Here is a 21,728-nt window from a genome sequence, read left to right as displayed (position 1 = left end):
TGCAGGATGGAGTGCCTTTGTCGCTCTCTGTGCAAGCAAAGCGGAAGAAGCTGGCTGTACCGTCGTCAAAGTGGCACCCAAAGATACCTCCCAAGTCTGCTCATCATGCGGGTGTGTGGTGAAGAAGGATTTGAGTGTCCGCTGGCACTCTTGTCCGCATTGTGGGTGTGAACTGGACCGTGACCACAATGCGGCACTTAACATACTCATCCGCTACCGTAAATCAAAAGGGGCAGGAAGTGTCCCACAGTTATCCCCCGTGGGGTAGCTGTAGAAGCCCCTGCATTTATGCATGGGGTGCTTCACAAAAGCGGATGGGGCGGCAAGGACAGCGCGGCATCCATTGCCTGTAACACACAGATGATATCCTGACAGACATCCTGCATTACCTGAGGAAGCCACAGCTCAGGATGCGGTGTCGCAACCTCAACACCACCTTCCTCAACCTCTTCGCGCTCATCAGGATAGCTGCTATTCTCATATCCATCGAGTTCCGGGGAATCATCCAGCAGCCCTCGCATTCCATCAGGATGCCAGATCGGGATCTCAACTCGCTGCTGAAGCGTTAACACATCGGGAACTAACCGATTATCTTGTAACACGACACTGACGCCCGGGCGCGTCTCAGTCGTTCTTCTGCTATGCTCACTTGCCCGCAAGCGGAGCAATTGCAAGAGCGAAAGCAGCGTTTCTTCTGAAATGGCCGTGCCGTGCAGGGGAAGCGTATAAGAAAGATCCAGCACCAGCGGCGGAATAGCGCTGGTTTGCAAATGTGGGCAACTCGGGTCAGGACCGTGGAAGAACTCACATACGCCAGCAGGACCATCCAGGGAGAGCGCAGTATCTAGCGAGCCCCAGGTAAATGAGATGGAGCAAGAACTATGCTCTTCCGCCTCGTCACAGCTCCCTATGTGACAGGTGCAGGCGAATTCCCGCTCAAGCGAGCGAGTATTCATCCAATACTCGGGATGCACGGTCAGTCCAGTGGCATCAGCCGCTTTCAAAAAGTACCCTGTCACCTCTTCGTATGTCAACACGTTAAAAACTCCTTGCGCCATACTATAGCCAGCGCACACGCCGTTCCCGTCATGTTATCCGCCCTCATATTACCTGAAGACATCCATAAGTGTCAATCGAACGTCAACGACGAGCTCGAGTGCAATACAAGCGCAATCTATGCGAAGGAATAGAGCAAGATGTTCCGAGAGGGAACATAAGAAATTTGGGAACCCGCAAGGTGCGAGTTCCCATTTTCTTGCTCTCAGGAAAAAAGGATGCGTCCGTTTAGATCATAGGACTGATCGAAAGGATCGTATAGTTTGTCACACCACCAGGGGTCGTAACGCTCACCTCGTCGCCCTCTTTATGTCCGAGCAGTGCTTTCCCAACTGGCGATTGATCGGAGATCAAACCCGCTTTTGGATCTGCCTCATACGTCTCAACCAGCTTAAATGTACGCCTGACACCGCTCTCGTTCTCGACTTCGACCCTCATGCCAATACGTGCAGTCAGGGGGCCGTCGGTCTGAAGCATATCCGGTGACATAACCTCGGCGACCGAGAGCAACTGCTCCAGACGCATAATCTCGCCTTCTACCTGTGCCTGCGTATTTTTTGCATCTTCATAGGCACTACTTTCACTGATATCACCGGCCTCTTTCGCCTCGTGAATGTAGTCCGCCGCCTCTTTTCGCTTGACATTGCGCAGATAATCAAGGCGCTCCTTCATTTTGGCATAGCCTTCAGGAGTCAATCGATACACTTTGCGCTCTGAATTTGTGTCACTCTGTCCACCAATAGTCATTGCAAAAACTCCTCCTGGTACCAGGTTTCCCCTATGCCGGGTTTTCCCTGATACCCGCCTCTAGTAACGTTATAGTTTTTCAGACCTCACTTATTATTCATATACCATTTTCCCCACATCTCTCACACCCTCCCGACCTCTTCCTGTGGGAGAATGTACCGGATCCACCGGAATAGCCATTCATAGCGGCAAAGAGGACGAACGTACAGACAGGCTCCCTCTCTTCTGGCGAGAGGGCATGCCGTCAGGTTAAGGTCTGGAATAACTGGTGCACACTGCATACATTACCAGTATTTTTTTACAGAAAATACTGTGCAGTGGACCACACACATGAGGGAGATTATAACGTTGAGATATCGTCCTCGTCAAGTAATTTGCAGGCAAATTTGCGGCAATTCGTGCATATTTTTTACGAATCCTGCCTCATTTTGTGTATCTGCGTTGCATGTCTCCCCTCGCTGTAGGAGAAAGGCATGTTTCGTCCGAGCAAGCTCTAACAGCATACATGTCTAAACAGAAACATGCACAAATCTATTCCCGGTTTCCGGAAACAAAACGGAAGAGTTTTGTCCCGCATTCAGGACAGACTCCCGTAACGGCCTGCCGCCCGTTTTTGGTTGTTGTCTTTTCTGGATGAGCCAGAGGCCGCTTTTGCCGGCACCTGACACAATAGGCTTCCACCATCATAGTTTGTGCTTCCGCTGGTTCAGGTTCCTTCCTTTCTTCATCGACCGATGTAGATGATTCTTCAGGTTGCTCTTCTGTTTTCCCTTGAGGCTCAAGCGTACTCAGATGCTCATCTTCAACCTGTGCTTTCTCCGGCGTGGCCGGTTCTCCCTCAGAAACCGGTTCGGGAACCACATATGTTGAAGCTGTACTCGCGTATGGAGCCTGACGCATACGATATCGTATCAGTATAGCCAGCAACCCAAACGCAACAAAAAAGAACACCCCGAGACACAGGAGCCTGAAATTTCGGCGCATCCATACCTCCTGACCGTCAGCCCTGCCGGGTCCGACCAAATAAGTGAGCACCATAGTTAGAGTATAGCATGTCAGTATGCATCACGGTAAGCAAGAGGCTGCCCTTTTCCCTGCCAACAAAACACCTGGAAATTTCATCCCGATAAGACTATAATGTGTCCACACCTCTCGATCTGTCATCCAATCGGGGGGAAAATAACCGAAAGTTCTTATGTAGAGACGACGCCAGCGCTGAGTCATCATCGCTCAGCACGTCAGTTCGGGCATCTTGTTTCTATTCGCCAGTTCAGGTGAATGGGAAGGAAGCCAGCTTCCAGCCCAGGTGTCGTAAAAGGAGGCGCGATGCCCATGCTTGTAGGAATTATTCTGATTGCACTTATTGCCTATCTCTGGGGCTCTATTCCTTCCGGCTACTGGATGGGAAAGCTCTTACGAGGAAAAGACTTCGATATTCGCCAGTATGGAAGCCATAAAATCGGGGCAACCAACGTCCTGCGCACTCTGGGAAAAGTCCCGGCCTTGATCGTTTTTCTGGTTGATATTTCAAAGGGACTCGGGCCAACTCTTCTGGCAACCTTTGTGCCATTTTTTGCCAATGGCGGTTGGGGGCCTGCGGTTGCCGGTCTCTGTGCACTGCTCGGGCACTGCTTCCCAATCTTTATTGGCTTCAAAGGCGGGCGCGGCGTTGCGACCGGCGCGGGAGCGCTGCTGATTATTTCACCCTATATCTTTCTTATCAGCATGGTTGTGGTCATTGCCACTATCGCCATTTCGCGCTACGTCTCGCTTGGCTCAATCCTCGGTTCCGCAACGGCCATCATTTGCGGAATCATCTTCTATTTTGTCAGCCAGAACAACCCGCAGTTCCTTATCCAGGTCAATCTGGCAAACCTCTTCTTTCTCGTGGTTGTCCCCGCGCTGATCATTCTGTTCCATTACGACAATATCGGCCGCTTGCTCAAGGGGCAGGAACGCAAGATAGGACAGAAAGTCACCGTCCAGCCGGGAGATCAAAAGGCATAAGTGACCTGCTCCATAACACAAAAAAACCGTGACACATCCGTCACGGTTCTCTTTTTTCCTTCGCTCAGCGCTTTGCTTCGTCTCGAAACAGGGGTAGGGCACCGAGGATATATTCAACACCGGAGAAAATGGTCCAGATGGTCGCCACAATCATCAACACATCAGCAACCAGCAAAAGAATTTCGCTCAAAACCAGCGTCTGACTGTTAAAGGTCAACATGAGCGGGAAGAGCCCGAGCAAGTGCGCACCCAGACCTTTTGCCAGCAAGATACCCCCCATCGCGACAAGCGTAATAAAGGTCTTCTGTTTCCCCCACATACCAGCAGGAATAACTTTTCCTTTCGCCGCCGCAATCGAGCGTAGACCAGAAACCATAAACTCCCGGACGACAATAATAGCAACAATCCAGGCTGGCACCAGGCCAATTTGAACCATCGCGATCAGGATTGCAGCCACAAATACTTTATCAGCGGTCAGATCCAGGAAGACACCCAGAGAAGAGACAACTGAGAATCGGCGCGCAAGGTAGCCATCGAGGAAGTCAGTCACTGACGCCAGCACAAAAAGCACTGTCGCCACCAGATAGGCCCAGGGCTGATTCACCAGAACGAGAATAAAGACGATGACCGTTGAGATCAATCGACTGATGCTCAATATATTGGGAATATTACGCATTACAACACCTCAAACAAGTGCCCGACCGGGGATACACACCCGGGCCTCGAAAAGAGAACTTTCTGTGACTGCCCTACAAACACCTTGCCTGAACCCCTGATCACCTGAGACCTGGCACTCATAGTATTATATAGGCAAATAACCTCGTTGTATAGCTCTCGCATTGGCACGCGAAACCACACCAGATCCGCTCTCTGCTACTCAGTCGGAGCGACAGCGACCAGAATATCACGCCGCTTGACGACACGATCAACCCCATGCGCAAAATCGCTATAGGGCGGCTCGTTCAAAACCTGCAACCGGGTATGGCGTTCAACCAGATCCACCAGGATAGAGCGCTCTACGCGGGTCGCATTCCATGCCAGCGCGAGCGTGCCACCAGGCAACAGGATTTTTTCCCACGCAGGAAGAACTGCCTGTAGAAGCGCCGAGACATCCCCGAAGCGCTGCGTTTCTCCCGTAACATACCGAGAGCTATGCTGAATATTATAAGGGAGATCCGCGACAACCGCATGCATATGAGGTCCTCCAGGCACCTCTCGCATATGCACCAGCGCTTCTTTACTATCTCCTTGTGCCAGCACAAAGTAGCGGGCTTCGTCCGCATGCGCCTTCGAGAGCCGGGTTCCCTTCTTCCCGATCTCAAACTGATAGCGACGTCCGGTCTTACGGCGCTCGTCAATCTCCTTGAAAGGGATCTGCTCCCCGGTTAAAAACTGGCGGGTATAACCAATTGTTGTCTCTATATCCTGCCGATTCAGCTCAATGCCAAATGCATCATATCCATGTTCCAGCGCGGTAAAGAGCGTGGTTCCGCCTCCTGCCAACGGATCTAGAATTCGTAAACGCTCGTTATATTGATTGGCATAGCGTCCGGCAAAGACCGCAACATTGAGCAGGACCTTTGTAAAGAGCTCGTTCGTTTTCCCTTTATAGCGTCGAGCTTCGGCCATTTCAGGCGGAATAAAGGGTGTATAGAGCGTTGAGAATGGACGCAAGAACGGCCCTTCCATATCGCCTAGCCGCTCAAAATACTCAAAGGCCTCACTGGTCGCACCGAGGGAACCCAGGACGGAACGCACAAAGTGCGCATCCAGCCGCTCAGCCTCAGGACGAAACGAAACCAGAAGGTAATCATGGCCCGCCATCGTGATACGTTCTACATGGTCAATAGCGGAGCGTAAGGGACTGGCAAGTAATTCAGGAGTCGCTAAAGCGGTTGCCAGTTTCGTGTATTGAGTGCTACGTTGTGGAGCAATTTTCAGCGCGAGTTTCATGAAATCCAGTATAGCATAGCCCTGTACGACAAAGCTATACTCTTCCCAAAGCGTATACACTGGGTTTAGAATATTTCCAGAGCCGGAGAAACACACAAACTACAGAGAGACGGGAGGGTAGCTTCCAGTCTCCCACCTGAACAGAGCTTGGAGGCGGTTTTCTATGCACATTGTTACAGTTGCAGAAATGCGCGAGCTAGAGGCCCAGGCAGACAAGCAATACGGGCTCTCCTCGCCAATCCTGATGCAAAACGCAGGTAAAAGCGCCGCAGACATCTTTATCGAGCATTTACCCTCACAGCAAGATATTCATAACCTCAATATCCTGCTCCTCATCGGGCCGGGGAACAACGGTGGTGATGGTCTGGTGATGGCGGAGCACCTGAAAAATGCCGGTGCAAGCATCAATCTCTATCACTGGAAACAGCGCAGATTGATTATTCGCGGCGAAGAGATCGAGTCCGAACATGTTGCGCGCGAGTTTGAAGCAGCGCTGCAACGCGCCGATTATATTATTGACGCCCTCTTAGGCACTGGAACTTCACGACCACTTACCGAAGATATGCGGCACCTGCTTCAGCGGGTTGAGCAAGAACGCAAGCGCCGCAAGTCCGTGCGCGTTGTCGCGATCGATCTACCCACCGGGCTAAACGCGGATACCGGCAAAGTCGATGAGGGCTGCATCCGCGCCGATATGACGATTACGCTGGCCTGTCCCAAACAGGGCTTCTTCTTCTTCCCCGGGCGCGATTACATTGGCGAGCTCTATGTTGGCTCTATCGGGCTACCTGAAGCCCTTGAACAGGATCTGCACACCGAGATGCTAACGACAACGCTGGTGCATCGCATACTCCCGGAGCGCCCACTGAACAGCAACAAAGGGACATTCGGCAAGGTCATGCTCTTCTGTGGCTCACCTCCCTATCCGGGGTCTGCCTATCTCGCAGGACGTGCTGCGGCCCGGGTTGGAGCCGGTTTGATTACGCTGGCAGTCAGCGAACAGATGCTGCCAATCTATGCCAGCTCCTTCCATGAGGCAACCTTTGCGATTCTACCTGAACGCGCCACTACGGCCGGTCCGACTGAGAACGAGACCACGGTCAAAGTACGCAGCTTGATTGCACATATGCAAGGATATCGCGCTCTGCTAATCGGTCCTGGCCTGGGCCAATCAGCACAGACCCGCGAAATGATCCTGCAACTGCTGGAATACCTGCGCTCTCAACCCCGCGAACAGCGCCCGCGCCTGATTATCGATGCGGATGGCCTCAACAACCTATCGGCACTTGAGCACTGGTGGACCTACCTGCCGGAGGACACCGTAATTACCCCCCATCCAGGCGAAATGGGGAGGCTCTGCAATGGTCACAAGGTGTCAGGGGGCGATATCGAGAGGCTGGAGCTGGCACGCGAGAAAGCCCGGGAATGGAAGGTAACACTTGTGCTCAAAGGGGCCTGTACGATCATCGCGACCCCCGACGGCAAGACACGCATGAACTGGTATGCTAACCCTGCACTTGCCTCTGCCGGTACAGGCGATGTGCTTGGGGGCATGATTGCGGGCTTTCTGGCTCAAGGGCTAGCGCCGTTTGATGCCGCCAGCGCCGGTGTCTATCTACACGTAGCAGCCGCGCAACTGGTCAGTCAGGAAACAGGGCCCGCTGGTCTGCTGGCCTCGGATCTGCTTCCTCAGATTCCTCGGGCCATGCTGCTGACAACGAAAGAAGAACTCTAGCCAAAAAAGAAGAGGCCGTCTTCAACTGTATGTCAGTAGGGGACGGCCTTTAATAGTAACAATGGCTTGGTAGGGTCTAGCAAAGCTACTCGGCGCTGGTCTCAGCGGTCTCCGCAGCGCTCTCTTGAGCCGGAGCAGCATACTTGCCAGCCTCATCAACCACATGCACTGTGATCTTCGGTTCCAGTTGGGATGCAACCTTGACGGTAACGCTATATGTACCAACGGAACGAATTGGCTCAGGCAGAGTGATAGAGCGACGATCAACCACAATACTTGCGTTGCGCAGTGCTTCCGCAATATCCTGTGAGGTGATCGACCCATACAGGCGACCCTCGCTACCAACTCTCTCCTTAAAGGTCAGAGCAACCTGGCTCAAACGCTCCGCGAGCTGGCGCTGCTGCTCAGCCAACTTCTCCTGCTTGCGCTTCTCGGCAGCAATGCGCTGTTCGCGATTAGCAAGCAGACTGGGAGTGGCCCCCGCCGCAAGCTGACGCGGCAAGAGATAGTTGCGGGCATACCCATTAGCCACATCTTTTAAGTCTCCGGCCTTTCCAAGACCTTCGACATCCTGTAAAAGAATTACTTTCATCTTAATAAAGCTCCTCAAGAGGTGTAGGGCGATAAATGACCCGGCTACCTCCTCACGCAAAGTCAACGCCGAATATTATATCGCTTTGAACAGGGTTTGTCCAGAAAGCTTTTTCAGCCGAAATACCGCTTCCCTGCATCATCTCCTCTCCTGTCATCTCCAAATCAGAGTTTCATCTTCCGAAAATGAAAGAAAAGATATGAACACGCATGGAATTTCGTCGATCTTGAATCAAAAAGCCAGTCTTTGCCTCCCAAATGGTAGCCCTTACAGGCCATAGAAGCGCTGTGCTTTTCCCTGATATAGCTGGAACACTCTCTTCTCTTTCGCCGTGGCACATGCAAGAGGTGGTTTCATCCTTTGCCAATTCTTGAGTGACATAACCTTCCACCTCTCTTTTGCTTTTTCACCGAGCGGGCAACAGACAAAGGATCAGAAAGACATGGGAAACACATCACGGCAACAGGGTGAGCGCTGGTTTGCAACGCTCATCGAGCAGAGTCATGACCCTATCGCGCTTGTGCAGCTAGACGGAACTATCACCTATATCAGCCCATCTATTGAGCGCCTTACTGGATATTCTGTTGCGGAATATCTGAACAGGAACTTCTTTACTTTACAACACCCTGATGACGTTGCCGTGGTGCGTGCGCGTATTGACCAGATCAAAGACAAGGCAGGAGCCACCACTACGGTCAAGTATCGGCGCCAGATTAAAAATGGCGCCTGGATCTGGATCGAGGCCGTCGTCACCAATCAGCTCGCACACCCACAGCTCCAGGCCCTGTTGATGAACTACCACGATGTCACCGAGGCCGAGCAGACCAAACGCCAGATTCAGGAAAGCCAGGAACAGTATCGCGCCCTCATGGAAAAATATCAATGCTTACTTGAGCGGGAGAAACAAGCACGCGCCGAGACCGAGGCAGCCAGACAACACCTGTATGATCTGTTCATGCAGGCCCCCGCCAATATCACCATTACCAGTGGCCCGGAGCATCGTATCACGTTAATGAACCCTAACACACAGCAAACCATCGGACGCCGCGATATACTCGGCAAGCCCCTGCGCGAAGCTATACCAGAACTGGTCGAACAGGGCCTTCTATCGCTGCTTGATCAGGTTTATCGGACCGGACAGCCAGTTATCGGCAAAGAGCGCCTGATCCGTTTCGATAAATATGGGACCGGCCATCTAGAGAACGGCCACTTCAATTTTACCTATCAGCCGGCCCGTAACGCGCAGGGCGAGGTCGAGGGAATCATGATCTACGGTGTTGAGGTCACGGAACTGGTCGAGGCTCGGCAGCGGGCCGAAGAGCTGGCAAATCAGCTCGAAGCAGAACATGCACGCCTGGAACAGGTACTTCAGCAGATGCCCTATGGCGTCATAATTGTTGAAGCGCCCACTCATAAAATCGTGCTGTGCAATCAGCAGCTTGAACAGATCCTGGGGCTGACGTTCCCAGCAAACAGCATACTTGAGTATGACCAGTATCGTGGCTACCACCCCGACGGACGCCGCTATGAGCCTGAAGAATGGCCGCTCTATCGCGTCGTCACAAAAGGGGAGACAATCCAGGGCGAAGAAATCACGTATGTGCGTGATGATGGCACATCCATTATCCTGCGGGTAAACGCGGCACCGATCTATAATACTCGTGGGGAGATTATCGCCGGTGTCACGGTTCTCGATGACATTACCAGGCGGAAGCAATTCGATACACGCAAAGATACCTTCATCAGTATGGCAGGCCATGAGCTGAAAACGCCCCTTGCCGCCCTCAAAGGCTATTCACAGCTACTTCAGCGCCGCCTGAAGCGCCAGAATGACGAGCAAGCCAAACAGTTTATCAACAAGATCGAGGCTCAGACAACACGACTCCATCGCCTGATTGATGACCTGCTGGATCTCTCAAAGATTCAGAGTGGCCGCCTGGAACTGCATACTCAGGATCTGATGCTTGATATCCTGGTACATGAGGTCGTCGATGATATCCAGATGACGACCCAATCTCATACGTTGCGTATTGAGGGCAAAACAGATGCCATTATCCACGGAGACAGAGACCGTCTCGGACAGGTGTTCACCAATCTGCTGACTAACGCGCTGAAATATTCGCCCGACGCCGATACTATCATCATTCATCTGCGTACTGAAAACAAGTGGGCAGTGGTCAGCGTGCAGGATTTTGGTATCGGCATTTCCAGGGAGCATCAACAGCGCATCTTTGAGCGCTTTTATCAGGTACGCGATGATACCGGACGTACCTTTTCCGGGCTTGGCCTCGGGCTCTATATCACCAATGAGATTATCAAAGCACATCAAGGGCAGATGCACGTTGAGAGCACTCCGGGGCAGGGCTCCATCTTCAGTATTCTCTTACCAATCAAGTCGTAGCATGACAGAAGGGCACTCCGAACAGAGCGCCCTTCTTCGAGCTGCTCGCTTAATAAGCAAGTTCCCTCTGGAACGTCGTTACAAAGGGACGATAGAAGGCGGCAATTGAGCGAGGTAACCGCCCGATCAAAAGTGTCCCCTGGGTCTGGTATTCCATGTGCTCCACATAGCCCCGCCGATGGAACAATTCAACAAGATCGCCACGATCAAAAGGGATCACCACTTCAACGGTGCCCATATGCGTCGCCAGCACCGTCGCAATCATGTCACCTAACGCTTCCAGCCCCTGTCCCTCGCGAGCCGATACCGGCACCGCGTTCGGATACAGAGTAAGGTCAAGGTCAGTTGGATCATCCAACAGATCCACCTTATTCAGGACGGTCACACGTGGCTTCTCTCCTGCACCTAGCTCATCCAGCAACATATTCACTGTCACACTCTGCTCAATCGCATTAACATGGCTGGCATCAACCACCTCAAGCAATATGTCAGCGTTGAGCACCTCTTCCAGTGTGGCCCGAAACGCGGCGATCAGATGCGTGGGCAGCTTCTGGATAAAGCCGACTGTATCAGAAAGCAGGATTTCCTGATTTCCGGGTAACACGAGATGACGGGTAATTGGGTCAAGCGTGGCAAACAGCTTGTTCTCGGCCAGCACTCCAGCAGCAGTGAGCGCATTAAACAGCGTCGACTTGCCCGCATTGGTATAGCCAACCACAGCTACATGTGGCATTGAACGCGTAATACGCTGTCTTCTCTGCACGGCACGCTGCATCCGAATCTGCTCAATCTCCTCCCGCAACTCGGCAACGCGCCTGCGAATGCGGCGACGGTCAACCTCCAGCTTTGTCTCACCGGGGCCACGAATGCCGATAGCCCCACCAGCAGCACCAACCCCACGCGAGCCACCGCCCTGCCGGGAAAGCGCCAGATTGTTTCCAGCCAGCCGGGGAAGCCGATATTCAAGCTGAGCCAGTTCAACCTGAAGCCGTCCCTCGCGGCTCAAGGCCCGGCGGGCGAAAATGTCGAGGATCAACGCCGTACGATCAATCACACGGGCATGCAGCATCTTTTCCAGGGTGTGCTGTTGCGTGGGAGTCAGTTCGTCATCAAAGATCACGAGGTCGCAGTGTAACTGTTTTTCCAGGTCAGCAAGTTCCTGGGCGCGTCCCTTCCCCAGGTAGGTCAGAGGGTCGGGATGAGGAAGGCGCTGAACAAGAGAACCCACAACCAGAGCTCCGGCAGTCTGGGCAAGGGCTGTCAACTCAGTCAGAGAATCCTCCGCACTCCACATCCCATCATGCTCATCAGCCTCTACAGCTACCAGCAAAGCCTGTTCCGGCCTGGTTCGGGTATGCGTATAGTGAAGACGTTCGCGGTTCGCCGTAGCTACCTCCAGTCTGGTACTGAGAAAACCAGCTCGACTGATGCTACTGTCCCAAAAACGGGGCAGCAACATGGACACCAAAAATCATCTATACATTTCAAGAGTAGTCTTTCTTCTCCGAAAATGCAAGCATAGCAATCCTGTTTCTTCCGGTTATGGCATCGGGGGCAGCGTGTGCAGGAAGAGACTGTTTATGCGAACGAAATAGCTCCCCTGAAGCATTCTATTGTAGAAATCCCGCCAGGGCAGATAGTCTTCTGTCTGAAGATGCAGAGCCGCCAGTTGGGGATCTTTATTCTGCAAAGCCAACAGAAAACCGCCGAGCAGCATCAATAAGAACAGCCATAACAGCCATGACTCAACCAGGCCAAGCGCTCCACCGACCAGCAGATCAACCACGCCAGCAGCCGGAATGCTCTGGATCAGCCCGCGAATCACCGTTCCCAGGATATGCAGCAAGAGCACCGCACCCAGAAACAGCGCGATATAGACAATGACCGGAGTTGCCGCAAGCCCATTTGAGGAAAGGAACGCCACCAGTTGCGGACCAAAGAAAAAAACCACAGCAATTCCTACAGGAATACTGAGGAGATGTATCAGGCTAAAAATAGCCCCGTTCCGTATTCCATTGAAAATGAGCAACAAAGCACTTATCAGAATCAGAATATCAAGAAGCATCTATCCCTCCAACCAAAAAACAGGAGTAACGAATAGGAATAATATCTTCTATTAGGATACGTCCCTGCTCCATTCTCCGTCACAAAAAGCGCCTTCTGAAAAGCCTGTAGAAGAGGAAGAACAAGGAAGAGCTACGACGAAGGCAGCGCTTACCAGTAGACAGATAGGATATAATGAGGAAAATTGCTGAAGCCAAAGGACATCCATGCACGCCAGCAAAGAACAGAAACACACCGAAAACGGGGCACGCACGCTCCAGCTTCCTCACGGGCTCCTGAAACTCCCGGTCTATCTACCTGATGCCACCCTCGGAGTGGTCCGCGCCGTTGATAGCACAGACCTTGAACAGTGCGGGGTACAGGCACTCGTGATGAATACCTATCACCTGATGCAGCGCCCCGGCTCATCAACCATTCAGGCCCTCGGCGGTCTCCATACTATGAGCGCGTGGGAGCACCCGATTATCACCGATTCGGGCGGCTTTCAAGCCTACTCTCTGATTCAGCAAAACGCCAGGTTTGGCACGCTGGACGCGGACGGCATCACCTTTAAGCCCGAAGGAGCTACCCGCAAATTTCAACTGACACCGGAAAAGGCGGTCCAGCTTCAGTTCAGCTATGGAAGCGATATCGTGATGTGTCTGGACTATTGCACCCATGTCGATGCACCCGATGATGTTCAGCGCCTCTCGGTCATGCGCACCATCGAATGGGCCAAACGTTGCAAACGCGAGTATGAGCGCCTGCTGAAACAGAAGAAGCTGGCGGAAGAGAAACGCCCTCTGCTCTTCGCGGTGATTCAAGGTGGCGGCTCAAGGGAGCTGCGCAAACAGTGCGCTGAAGCCCTGCTCGACATTGGCTTCGATGGTTTCGGCTATGGCGGCTGGCCGCTGGACAAACAGGGACGTTTACTCGCCGATATCATCAGATACACGCGTGAGCTGATTCCCGCGCAGTATCCCATGCATGCCCTGGGCGTCGGCCACCCGAGCAATGTCGCGGAATGTGTGCAGATCGGCTACGAGATCTTTGATAGCGCCATGCCAACCCGCGATGCACGTCATGGGCGCCTGTATTGCTTTCAGGATAGCGCACAGGAAAAATGGTTCCAGTACATCTATGTGGGCGATGACAAGCATATCAAGAATAAGCGCCCGGTCTCCGAAGTCTGCGACTGCCTTTGTTGCCGTCACTACTCGCTCGGCTACCTGCATCATCTCTTCAAGGTGGGTGACACACTCTATTACCGACTGGCAACCCTGCACAATCTGCGTTTTATGACCATGCTCACCGAGCGACTGCGAGCACATTATGTCCACAACTGATGAGCAACTGGAACGCCTGGTTAGCGCCGTACTGGACAGCAGCAAGTATAGCGGAGTCTGCCCTGACCTGGTACTACAGGTCGGGCAGAGCGAACTTGCCAGGCGGAAAACCTTCAAGGAAGCGGTCAAGAGTACCAAAAACAAGCTGCACCAGGTCAGCGGCGCGTACTTCACCGGCAAGGAAGATTACACGCGTTGGCTTGGGCGCTTACAGCAGGCAAAAGACCAGACACAGCAGAAGGAAGCATGCACAGATATCATGCGCTATCATGCCTCAACCAGAGAGCGCCTTCCTTTTCTTGAAGAGTTCTATGCCAGCCTCAGCCCCGAACTCTCCTCAGCGCACAGCATTCTGGACCTTGCCTGTGGCTTCAATCCGCTCGCCCTGCCGTGGATGCCGCTCGCAGAGGATGCAAGCTACCATGCCTGTGATATTCAGCAGCCAATGATGGACTTCCTTCAAGAGTGGTTTCGGATCAGCGGTGTTCACGGACATGCCGAGAGCCGGAATATCCTGCTGCATCCGCCACAGGAGCAGTTCGACGTTGCGTTCCTGCTGAAAACGCTTCCCTGTCTGGAACAGATCGACAAACAAGCAGGTCTCCATCTTTTACAGGCGATACAGGCCCGCTACCTGATCGTCTCGTTTCCGGCCCGCAGTCTGGGAGGCAAAAAGAAGGGGATGGAGACCTACTACGAGGAGCATTTCCGCTCTCTGGTAGCAGGCACTCCGTGGGAGGCTCGAAGCATTCAGCTTCCAAACGAACTCATTTTTGTTGTTCACAAACCCGAACTCAGCGCCGAGAAGCCGACATAGGTGGAAGCTCCTGCGGTTGCCCGTGTGGAGGTTGCTGCTTTCGAGATGGAATAAACCGCGAGGCCCACCAGCAGAACAGCAGCATACAAGCCGAGAAAAACCCGATCAACAGGTTCAGACCCAGGAACTGAGCGATAGCGCCCGCAAACAACAGAACGGGAATCGAGCCAATGTTATAGAGCATAAATTGCAGCGAAAGGACACGGGCTCGCCCGGACTCTGGCGCCCGCTCCTGCATAATCGTGTTAGTAGGAATATTCACACAGGCCAGCGCTCCGCCAAGCAAGAGCACCAACACAATCGTAACGATCATCACCCACGGTGCGGATGCTCCCTGTGTATGATCGATCCGCAGAGCCACCCAGTGAATCAATGGAAGCAGCACAAAGCCCACAGCCAGCGCCACAAAACCAATGACCGTCAGCCGAATCTTGCCTATCTTCTCGCTGATCGGCGTCATCAGGATCGAAGCCACCACCAATCCAATACCTGCCGGAGCCAGAATCAGGGACATATCCTCGGGAGGTCGATTCAGGAACTCGCGCACGAACGGCCCGGCCAGCTCACCAATCAGCAACTGAATGATCCCGACCACAGAAAGCTGAACCACCGCGAAGAAGAGCAAGCGATCAGCCTGCACAATGCGCCAGCCCTCAAGCATATCCTGCCACAGGTTCATCAGCAGCGAGCGATATACATGGGTCTCCTGTAGCTTCGGTTTCTGCTGCACCTGACGCTTTGCGGTAAAGGCACGCGCCGGGATCAGGAGAATCAGGATCGCACACACCACATAGAGCGCCCCTACCAGCAGGAATAGCATGTCTATCGGCTCTGTATGCAGTGTGACTGTCCCGAAATGGAAAGTAAAGGGCGGAAAGAGCGCTACCACAAAACGTCCCAGAACCAGAAAACCAAGCGCTTGAGAAACGGTCGTCGAGATATTAAACAGCGAGAGGGCCGGCATAATGTCGCGCTCCCCAACCAGCAGGGGAATAGAGGAACCTTCAGCGGGAATAAAAAACTGACCAATGAGCGATGTAATATACGTCAGCACAAACAAAGGCCAGACGTTGGTACGATCGTAGAGCAGGCTGACAAACATCACTACAACTGTCACCATGCGCAGAAGATTACTGAGCCAGAGCACCGTGCGTTTATCAAAACGATCAACCAGTACCCCGGCCACTGCACTGAAAGGCAGTGCGGGCAACGTAAAAGAAATAATCGCAAGTCCAGCCATAAACACGGAATGCGTGACATCATTGACCAGCACAATCACACCATAATTCGTGGCATTCAAAATGGTCAATGAGATGAGTTGTGCCAGCCAGAGCTTGAGGAAATTCGGATTGCGCAGTACTTGCCGCACACTTGCACTGCTGCCTCCCGGCTTGGTAGACAACGACATTGTCGAGATACTCCTGAAAACAAACAGATAATGGAGGATATGGCTTCACGGCTCATAGAAACACTGCTCCGAAACAGGCTCCACTGCTTTTTTAAAACCTCATCCTCTGAGTTTTGTTGCTTTCTTCTCTAAACGAATAAGCCATATGAAAAGTTTGATAAGGAGCGTCACGCAACAAGAAATAATGAAAAATTCCTGCTTTCTCCGTGTTCAGAACCGCGAGAAAGCGCGATATTCACTCTCATCAAAAGAGGGAGGTCATGCGCTCTTTGATTGACAAGCCAGGAAACCAGACCAGAGAAAAATTGCAGTAATAGTTTCGCGTACACAAAGCCGATCCCGTTCCAAAGCGCGTCCATCCTGACAAGGCAATTACGGCACAGAAACGCTCCTGCCTGCTTGATATAGTAGTACATCCCAATACACAACGCAAGCAAGATAGAGGCAAGGCGGCAGCGAGATCAGCCCGTTACCTTGCCTGAGCTTCAATTCGTGCTATAATTTGGGGTCAGGAGAAAATAACGTTGCAAGAAGAACAGCAGAACAGGCACCAGAAGAAAGAAATGAACACAATTACGCAACCATCTACGACACAGCAACACCAGCAGAAGACAGATTTGCTCTCGTTGACCCTGCCCGAGATGAAGGCATGGTTTGTCGAGCAGGGAGAAGAGGCCTATCGCGCCAAGCAGGTCTATAGCTGGATCTATCAACGGCTCGTCACCGACTTTGAGGAGATGACCAACCTGCCCAAAGCGCTACGACAACGCCTTGCCGATAAAGCCAGCATCGGGCCAATCGTGGTCCGGAGTGAGCTGCATTCAAAAGATGATCGCACCCGGAAGATCCTCATTGAGCTGGAAGACGGCAAACTGATCGAATCGGTGCTGATGCTGTATCCACCACTGGGAGAGAGCAGCGCCCGCGCAACCGTTTGTGTGTCCAGTCAGGCGGGCTGTGCCTATGGCTGTACCTTCTGCGCAACCGGACAGATGGGTTTTGATCGGCACTTACGCGCGGGTGAAATCGTGGCCCAGGTGCTTTTCTTCGCCCGAGAGCTCCGCAAGGCTCCCTGGAAAGCCGCAGGGCTGCCTGCAAGCGCCCCCATCGACCATATCACCAATATCGTGCTGATGGGCATGGGCGAGCCACTGCATAACTACAAGAATGTCCTTCAGGCACTGCGTATCCTCAACAGCAAGGACGGCTTCAACCTCGGCGCACGCCATATGACGGTTTCAACCGTCGGGCTGGTACCAGCCATCCGCAAGCTCAGTCAGGAGCCGCTTCAGATCAACCTGGCGATCTCACTGCATGCACCAAGCGATGAGGCACGTAGCCAGACCATGCCGATCAACCGGAAATATCCGCTCAGGGAGCTGCTAAGCGCCTGCCAGGATTATATTCAGGCGACAGGCAGACAGGTGACATTTGAGTATGTGCTGCTTTCAGGAGTCAACGATACGCCCGATCACGCGAATCAGCTCGGCGAACTGCTTTCGCCCCTGCATCAATTTGCCCATGTGAACTGTATCCCGGTGAACCAAACCGCGGCAGGGTATCGCCCGCCAACGCCGGACGCGATCCGAACATTCAGAGCGATTCTCAATCAGCATGGAGTCAGTAACAGTGTGCGTGCCGAACGAGGAGATGATATCGCGGCGGCCTGTGGTCAGTTGCGCACGCGCTTCGAGCAGCGGAAACAACTGAGCGTCATCAACAACTAGCGAGGAAACAAACAAAGGGTGTCCGCAAGGAATATCTCGAAACGAGTGTACCCCTTGTGGACACCCTTGTTTGATCGCACTCTTGCATAGGCAAAGCCGGCTCTTAGCGAACTTTGGGGAGCTTGCTCATAGTGCGCAAGCAACGTGTGCAAATGTTCACCGTACGAGGAGTGCCATTGATTGTCAGGCGACGGCGCTGCACATTGAGCACGAAACGACGACGAGTGCGGTGCTGCGAAAATGGTACATTGTTACCATACATGGGCTTGCGCTCACAGATATCACAACGACCTGCTGCCATAGCTCTATCTCCTTCCTTATCGGCTTCTACGATACACAAAAACGCTCCCCAAAGGGAGGTCAGCGCATCGTACAGCGACTGATTCTTGATTTATGAAAGAGGACTCTGGTATACTGCTTCCGTGGTTTCCCCTCAATTGCGAGGATTGCTGGTTTGATACCAGGGCCACACCGCAATGATAATAAGCGGAAACAGAAACGTTGTCAAGAGCGATAGCCCTTTTCAAGGCATAGAACTCCGACACGTTATGCGAGTATACCCGATATCGCCTCATTTGGCAAGAGAGAAGAGCATCATATATGTCGGAAGCCCATACACTACAACCACAAACGGGGAACCGCCCACGAGGGAAAATCGAAGTGTTGCCAAACGCAATCCAGAGTATTGCGGTACAGGCAACGACTCTGTGTTATGGCGTGCTTGGCCTGGCCTCACCGCGTCTACGCAATGGAGAGGCTGTACGACTGGATGCAAAGCAAGCCAATCAAGGGGTACGTGTTAACGTGGTTAATGGTCAACTCATAATCGACGTATACGTTGTCCTGGAATATGGACTGCGTATCTCCGAAATTGGTCACAATATCATGAGTACCGTCAAATTCTCAATCGAAAAGATGCTCGGCATTCAAGTTGCTGAGGTCAATGTGAACGTTCAGGGCTTGCTCCACAGTCCTGACTCACAACCTGAGCAAGCATAATTCATAACAAAGGTAGTTAAATCCCCAATGCAGGAACAAACACCACGCACACTACGCCACCGGACCAGACGGATCAGCGTCTTTGATGGTCAGGACCTCAAAAATGCCATCCTGGCGGGAGCAGCCTGGTTAGAAGAAAATAAAGAGACAATTAACGCTTTAAACGTTTTTCCCGTCCCGGATGGTGATACCGGCTCAAACATGTCTGCTACGCTAAAGTCAGCTATCCGCACAATCGCAACCAGTGAAGAAACCTCCGCCGCCGCCATTGCGGCCCGAGTCGCGCACGATGCCCTGCTTGGTGCACGCGGCAATTCAGGCGTCATCCTTTCACAGACCCTGCGTGGTCTGGCTCAGGGGCTCGATAAAAAGACAACCTTTACCGCGCCCGATCTGGCCCAGGCATTTCAGGAGGCCTCACGCCTGGCCTATCGTGCCGTGCTCAAGCCGGTAGAGGGCACGATCCTGACTGTCGTTCGTGAGACAGCAGAGGCCGCGCAACGCAGCGCCCAACAGGGTGATGACCTTGTTTCTCTGCTGCATGAAGTCGTTATAGCCGCTCGTCTGGCAGTCGCACGGACACCAGAACTTCTCCCCACTCTGAAACAGGCAGGCGTTGTCGATTCTGGAGGGCAGGGTTTTTATCTCTTCCTTGAGGGCATCTGGCGCTACATTCGAGGCGAAAACGCGACCGATGAGGCCAGTACACCGCAGCCCATAGCACCCCAGACCAAAAAAGGACGCGTCACGGTTGAAGAAGAGTTTGGCTATGAGGTTGTCTTCCTGCTCAAAGGGAAGGATCTCAACGTTGAGCAGATTCGGCAGGCCATCATTGATATGGGTGGCGTCTCAACCGTTGTCGCCGGTGATGATACCCTGCTCAAAGTACACACGCATACCCTGACCCCGGGCAAAATCCTTGACTATGGCGTTAGCCTCGGCAGCCTGTCAGATATCAATATCGAAAACCTTCAGGAACAGAGTCTCTCCTATGCCGCAGAAAGCGCACAGGAACACGCCGAGACAACGAAAGAGCAGGAGGCACTTCCAATCGCTACCATTGCCGTCGTTGCTGGCGGGGGCTTTGAAAAGGTCTTCCAGGGCCTGGGAGTCTCCTCCATCGTCTCCGGTGGCCAGACCATGAACCCAAGCATTGAAGAGCTCCTCGAAGCCGTTGAGAAGGCTCCTTCCCGACAGGTCATTCTCTTACCCAACAATAGCAACGTCGTGCTCAGCGCACAACAGGTCAGTTCCCTCACCGAAAAAGACGTCTACGTCGTTCCAAGCAAAACCTTACCACAGGGGATTGCAGCCCTGATCGCCTTCAATTTTGACGCCGATTTCGCAACCAATTGCTCCACCATGACCGCGGCCCTGCAATCCGTCCAGACAGCAGAAATCACTACCGCCGTTCGGACTGTCCAACTGGGAACGGTCAACGTTCGTGAAGGCGACTTTATCGGCGTGATTAACGGACACCTTGCAGTGGCAGGACAGGATCTTCAACAGGTCATGACTGATACCCTGCTCCGTATGCAGATAGATGCATATGAACTTGTCACCATTTACTACGGGGCAAGCGTTTCAGAAGAAGATGCAGCAGAGATCAGTAAGAGCCTGAAGGAACAGCATCCCCACCTCGAAGTAGAAGTTGTCTCAGGTGGTCAACCATACTATGCCTACATTCTTTCGGCAGAATAAAAACATTGCAGGAGGCCAGAATGCCCATACGAATAGTCACCGATAGCACCGCCGATATTCCCGCAGAACAGGCTCAAGCGCTTGGCATCACTGTTGTTCCACTGACCGTCTTCTTTGGTGAAGAGTCGTATCTTGATGGCGCTGAACTCGATACCGCTACGTTCTATCAGAAATTGCAGGAAGCGCCAGACCTACCACGCACCTCACAGCCCTCACCAGCTCGCTTTGCAGAAGCATATACCCGCCTGATCCAGGAGGGAGCCGATGGCATCATTTCAGTCCACCTCTCATCCGGTTTGAGTGGCACATACCAATCAGCATGCACCGCCCGTGACAGCCTCCCGGAAGAGCTCCGCCAGGTCCCGATAGAGATCATTGATTCACGCAGTATTAGCGCCGGTATGTCGCTGGCAATTTTGAAAGCTGCCCGAGAAGCGCAAGAAGGACACAGCCTGGACGAGATCAAGAATGTCTTGCTTGACCGCCTCTCACGGAGTCGCGTGCTCGCGATTCTGGATACGCTGGAATATCTGAAACGGGGGGGACGCATTGGCGCAGCAAAAGCCTTTTTGGGCAACATGCTCAGCTTTAAACCGATCGTGACCGTTAAGGAAGGCGTTGTTGCCCCGCTTGAACAGCCACGTACCCGCAGTAAGGCCTATGTCCGGGCTGCACAGCTTGCGAGCGAATTCGCCCCCTTTGAAGATATTGCCATTGTAGAAGCCAACGACGAGGTTGGACAGCAACTGGAAGCCACGCTGCGCACAATCTATCAGGGAGAGATCACGCATTATAAGTTTGGCGCGGTCCTCGGCACCCATACCGGTCCGGGCCTTGTTGGTGTAGCCTTCATCAGTCAGAGGCAGCTCGACTGAGCAGACACCCGGAGTGTATGGAGCATTCGCCCATACACTCCGCATTTCATCCCTTCCTCGCTTTATTCCTGAATTCCCCCGCTTCAAGCTGTGCGCCTGCTCTTTGTCCGCTGTTTGAGGCTTTTTCTCGCTCCGCCAACATCAAGAAACGTGTTGACAAGCATTGACTAATAATACCATGTCACGTACAATAGAACTAAGATCATGCTTTTCTACCGGAAAAGCGACATCACATGGTAGAACGAGAAGGGTGTGCATCCAGAAAGGAGTACGAAACGAACCGCTAGAGCGAAACGTGGACCATCAGAGAAGAGTGAAGAC

General features: G+C 52.9%; 20 protein-coding genes. 10 read left to right on the top strand and 10 right to left on the bottom strand.

What is annotated here, in order from left to right:
* On the top strand, positions 1-268 hold a 268-nt coding region (locus tag EI42_RS26470; RefSeq protein WP_146505429.1), incomplete at its 5' end, for a zinc ribbon domain-containing protein.
* 34 nt (positions 269-302) lie between these two features.
* Here the strand turns inward: EI42_RS26470 and EI42_RS26465 are convergent.
* The 3 genes from EI42_RS26465 to EI42_RS35005 all read right to left on the bottom strand — a co-directional run bounded on the left by EI42_RS26465 (position 303) and on the right by EI42_RS35005 (position 2,787).
* Complete coding sequence (locus EI42_RS26465) at positions 303-1,037, bottom strand: hypothetical protein (RefSeq protein WP_111325649.1); 735 nt, start codon at positions 1,035-1,037, stop codon at positions 303-305.
* Between the two features lie 247 nt (positions 1,038-1,284).
* Complete coding sequence (greA, locus tag EI42_RS26460; RefSeq protein WP_111325648.1) at positions 1,285-1,803, bottom strand: transcription elongation factor GreA; 519 nt, start codon at positions 1,801-1,803, stop codon at positions 1,285-1,287.
* Between the two features lie 531 nt (positions 1,804-2,334).
* The gene (locus EI42_RS35005) at positions 2,335-2,787 is read right to left on the bottom strand and encodes a DUF5679 domain-containing protein (protein WP_111325647.1); all 453 of its coding nucleotides are present in this window, start codon (positions 2,785-2,787) and stop codon (positions 2,335-2,337) included.
* 348 nt (positions 2,788-3,135) lie between these two features.
* On the opposite strand from EI42_RS35005, the gene plsY reads away from it, so the two are divergent.
* Complete coding sequence (plsY, locus tag EI42_RS26450) at positions 3,136-3,810, top strand: glycerol-3-phosphate 1-O-acyltransferase PlsY (RefSeq protein WP_170142928.1); 675 nt, start codon at positions 3,136-3,138, stop codon at positions 3,808-3,810.
* Positions 3,811-3,874: 64 nt separating this feature from the next.
* Here the strand turns inward: plsY and pgsA are convergent, their stop codons facing one another.
* Together pgsA and EI42_RS26440 are read right to left on the bottom strand one after the other, a co-directional pair.
* Entirely contained in the window at positions 3,875-4,486 is a 612-nt protein-coding gene (gene pgsA / locus EI42_RS26445) for a CDP-diacylglycerol--glycerol-3-phosphate 3-phosphatidyltransferase (RefSeq protein ID WP_111325645.1), read from the bottom strand.
* Between the two features lie 197 nt (positions 4,487-4,683).
* Positions 4,684-5,823 (bottom strand): TRM11 family methyltransferase, encoded by a 1,140-nt coding sequence (locus EI42_RS26440; RefSeq protein WP_111325644.1) that lies wholly within the window; start codon positions 5,821-5,823, stop codon positions 4,684-4,686.
* A 103-nt stretch (positions 5,824-5,926) separates the two neighbouring features.
* Between EI42_RS26440 and EI42_RS26435 the strand changes: the two genes are divergently transcribed.
* Positions 5,927-7,498: an NAD(P)H-hydrate dehydratase gene (locus EI42_RS26435; protein ID WP_111325643.1), complete on the top strand. Its 1,572-nt coding sequence runs from the start codon at positions 5,927-5,929 to the stop codon at positions 7,496-7,498.
* 85 nt (positions 7,499-7,583) lie between these two features.
* Here the strand turns inward: EI42_RS26435 and rplI are convergent, their stop codons facing one another.
* Positions 7,584-8,090, bottom strand: coding sequence for a 50S ribosomal protein L9 (gene rplI, locus EI42_RS26430; protein WP_111325642.1), 507 nt, complete (start codon positions 8,088-8,090; stop codon positions 7,584-7,586).
* Positions 8,091-8,532: 442 nt separating this feature from the next.
* On the opposite strand from rplI, the gene EI42_RS26425 reads away from it, so the two are divergent.
* Entirely contained in the window at positions 8,533-10,491 is a 1,959-nt protein-coding gene (locus EI42_RS26425) for a PAS domain-containing sensor histidine kinase (protein ID WP_111325641.1), read from the top strand.
* A 49-nt stretch (positions 10,492-10,540) separates the two neighbouring features.
* Here EI42_RS26425 and hflX read toward each other — a convergent pair whose 3' ends face one another.
* Complete coding sequence (hflX, locus tag EI42_RS26420; RefSeq protein ID WP_111325640.1) at positions 10,541-11,950, bottom strand: GTPase HflX; 1,410 nt, start codon at positions 11,948-11,950, stop codon at positions 10,541-10,543.
* 81 nt (positions 11,951-12,031) lie between these two features.
* Entirely contained in the window at positions 12,032-12,556 is a 525-nt protein-coding gene (locus EI42_RS26415; RefSeq protein ID WP_111325639.1) for a CvpA family protein, read from the bottom strand.
* A 205-nt stretch (positions 12,557-12,761) separates the two neighbouring features.
* Between EI42_RS26415 and tgt the strand changes: the two genes are divergently transcribed.
* Together tgt and EI42_RS26405 are read left to right on the top strand one after the other, a co-directional pair.
* Positions 12,762-13,880 (top strand): tRNA guanosine(34) transglycosylase Tgt, encoded by a 1,119-nt coding sequence (tgt, locus tag EI42_RS26410; protein ID WP_111325638.1) that lies wholly within the window; start codon positions 12,762-12,764, stop codon positions 13,878-13,880.
* Entirely contained in the window at positions 13,867-14,697 is an 831-nt protein-coding gene (locus EI42_RS26405; protein ID WP_111325637.1) for an Rmt family 16S rRNA (guanine(1405)-N(7))-methyltransferase, read from the top strand. The genes tgt and EI42_RS26405 overlap by 14 nt, the downstream gene beginning before the upstream one ends.
* Here EI42_RS26405 and EI42_RS26400 read toward each other — a convergent pair.
* The gene (locus tag EI42_RS26400; RefSeq protein ID WP_111325636.1) at positions 14,675-16,105 is read right to left on the bottom strand and encodes an MFS transporter; all 1,431 of its coding nucleotides are present in this window, start codon (positions 16,103-16,105) and stop codon (positions 14,675-14,677) included. The genes EI42_RS26405 and EI42_RS26400 overlap by 23 nt on opposite strands.
* A gap of 563 nt (positions 16,106-16,668) precedes the next feature.
* Between EI42_RS26400 and rlmN the strand changes: the two genes are divergently transcribed.
* Positions 16,669-17,832: a dual-specificity RNA methyltransferase RlmN gene (gene rlmN / locus EI42_RS26395; RefSeq protein WP_111325651.1), complete on the top strand. Its 1,164-nt coding sequence runs from the start codon at positions 16,669-16,671 to the stop codon at positions 17,830-17,832.
* Positions 17,833-17,935: 103 nt separating this feature from the next.
* On the opposite strand, the gene rpmB is transcribed toward rlmN, so the two are convergent.
* The gene (gene rpmB, locus EI42_RS26390) at positions 17,936-18,133 is read right to left on the bottom strand and encodes a 50S ribosomal protein L28 (RefSeq protein WP_111325635.1); all 198 of its coding nucleotides are present in this window, start codon (positions 18,131-18,133) and stop codon (positions 17,936-17,938) included.
* 299 nt (positions 18,134-18,432) lie between these two features.
* On the opposite strand from rpmB, the gene EI42_RS26385 reads away from it, so the two are divergent.
* Genes EI42_RS26385 through EI42_RS26375 form a run of 3 tightly spaced genes read left to right on the top strand, consistent with a single transcriptional unit; the run spans position 18,433 to position 21,407 of the window.
* Complete coding sequence (locus EI42_RS26385) at positions 18,433-18,831, top strand: Asp23/Gls24 family envelope stress response protein (protein ID WP_111325634.1); 399 nt, start codon at positions 18,433-18,435, stop codon at positions 18,829-18,831.
* Between the two features lie 27 nt (positions 18,832-18,858).
* Entirely contained in the window at positions 18,859-20,532 is a 1,674-nt protein-coding gene (locus EI42_RS26380; RefSeq protein WP_111325633.1) for a DAK2 domain-containing protein, read from the top strand.
* 20 nt (positions 20,533-20,552) lie between these two features.
* Complete coding sequence (locus EI42_RS26375; RefSeq protein ID WP_111325632.1) at positions 20,553-21,407, top strand: DegV family protein; 855 nt, start codon at positions 20,553-20,555, stop codon at positions 21,405-21,407.
* Positions 21,408-21,728 lie beyond the last annotated feature (321 nt).

It is taken from the genome of Thermosporothrix hazakensis (assembly GCF_003253565.1).
GTDB lineage: Bacteria > Chloroflexota > Ktedonobacteria > Ktedonobacterales > Ktedonobacteraceae > Thermosporothrix > Thermosporothrix hazakensis.
This window is presented reverse-complemented; position numbering and strand designations above follow the sequence as displayed.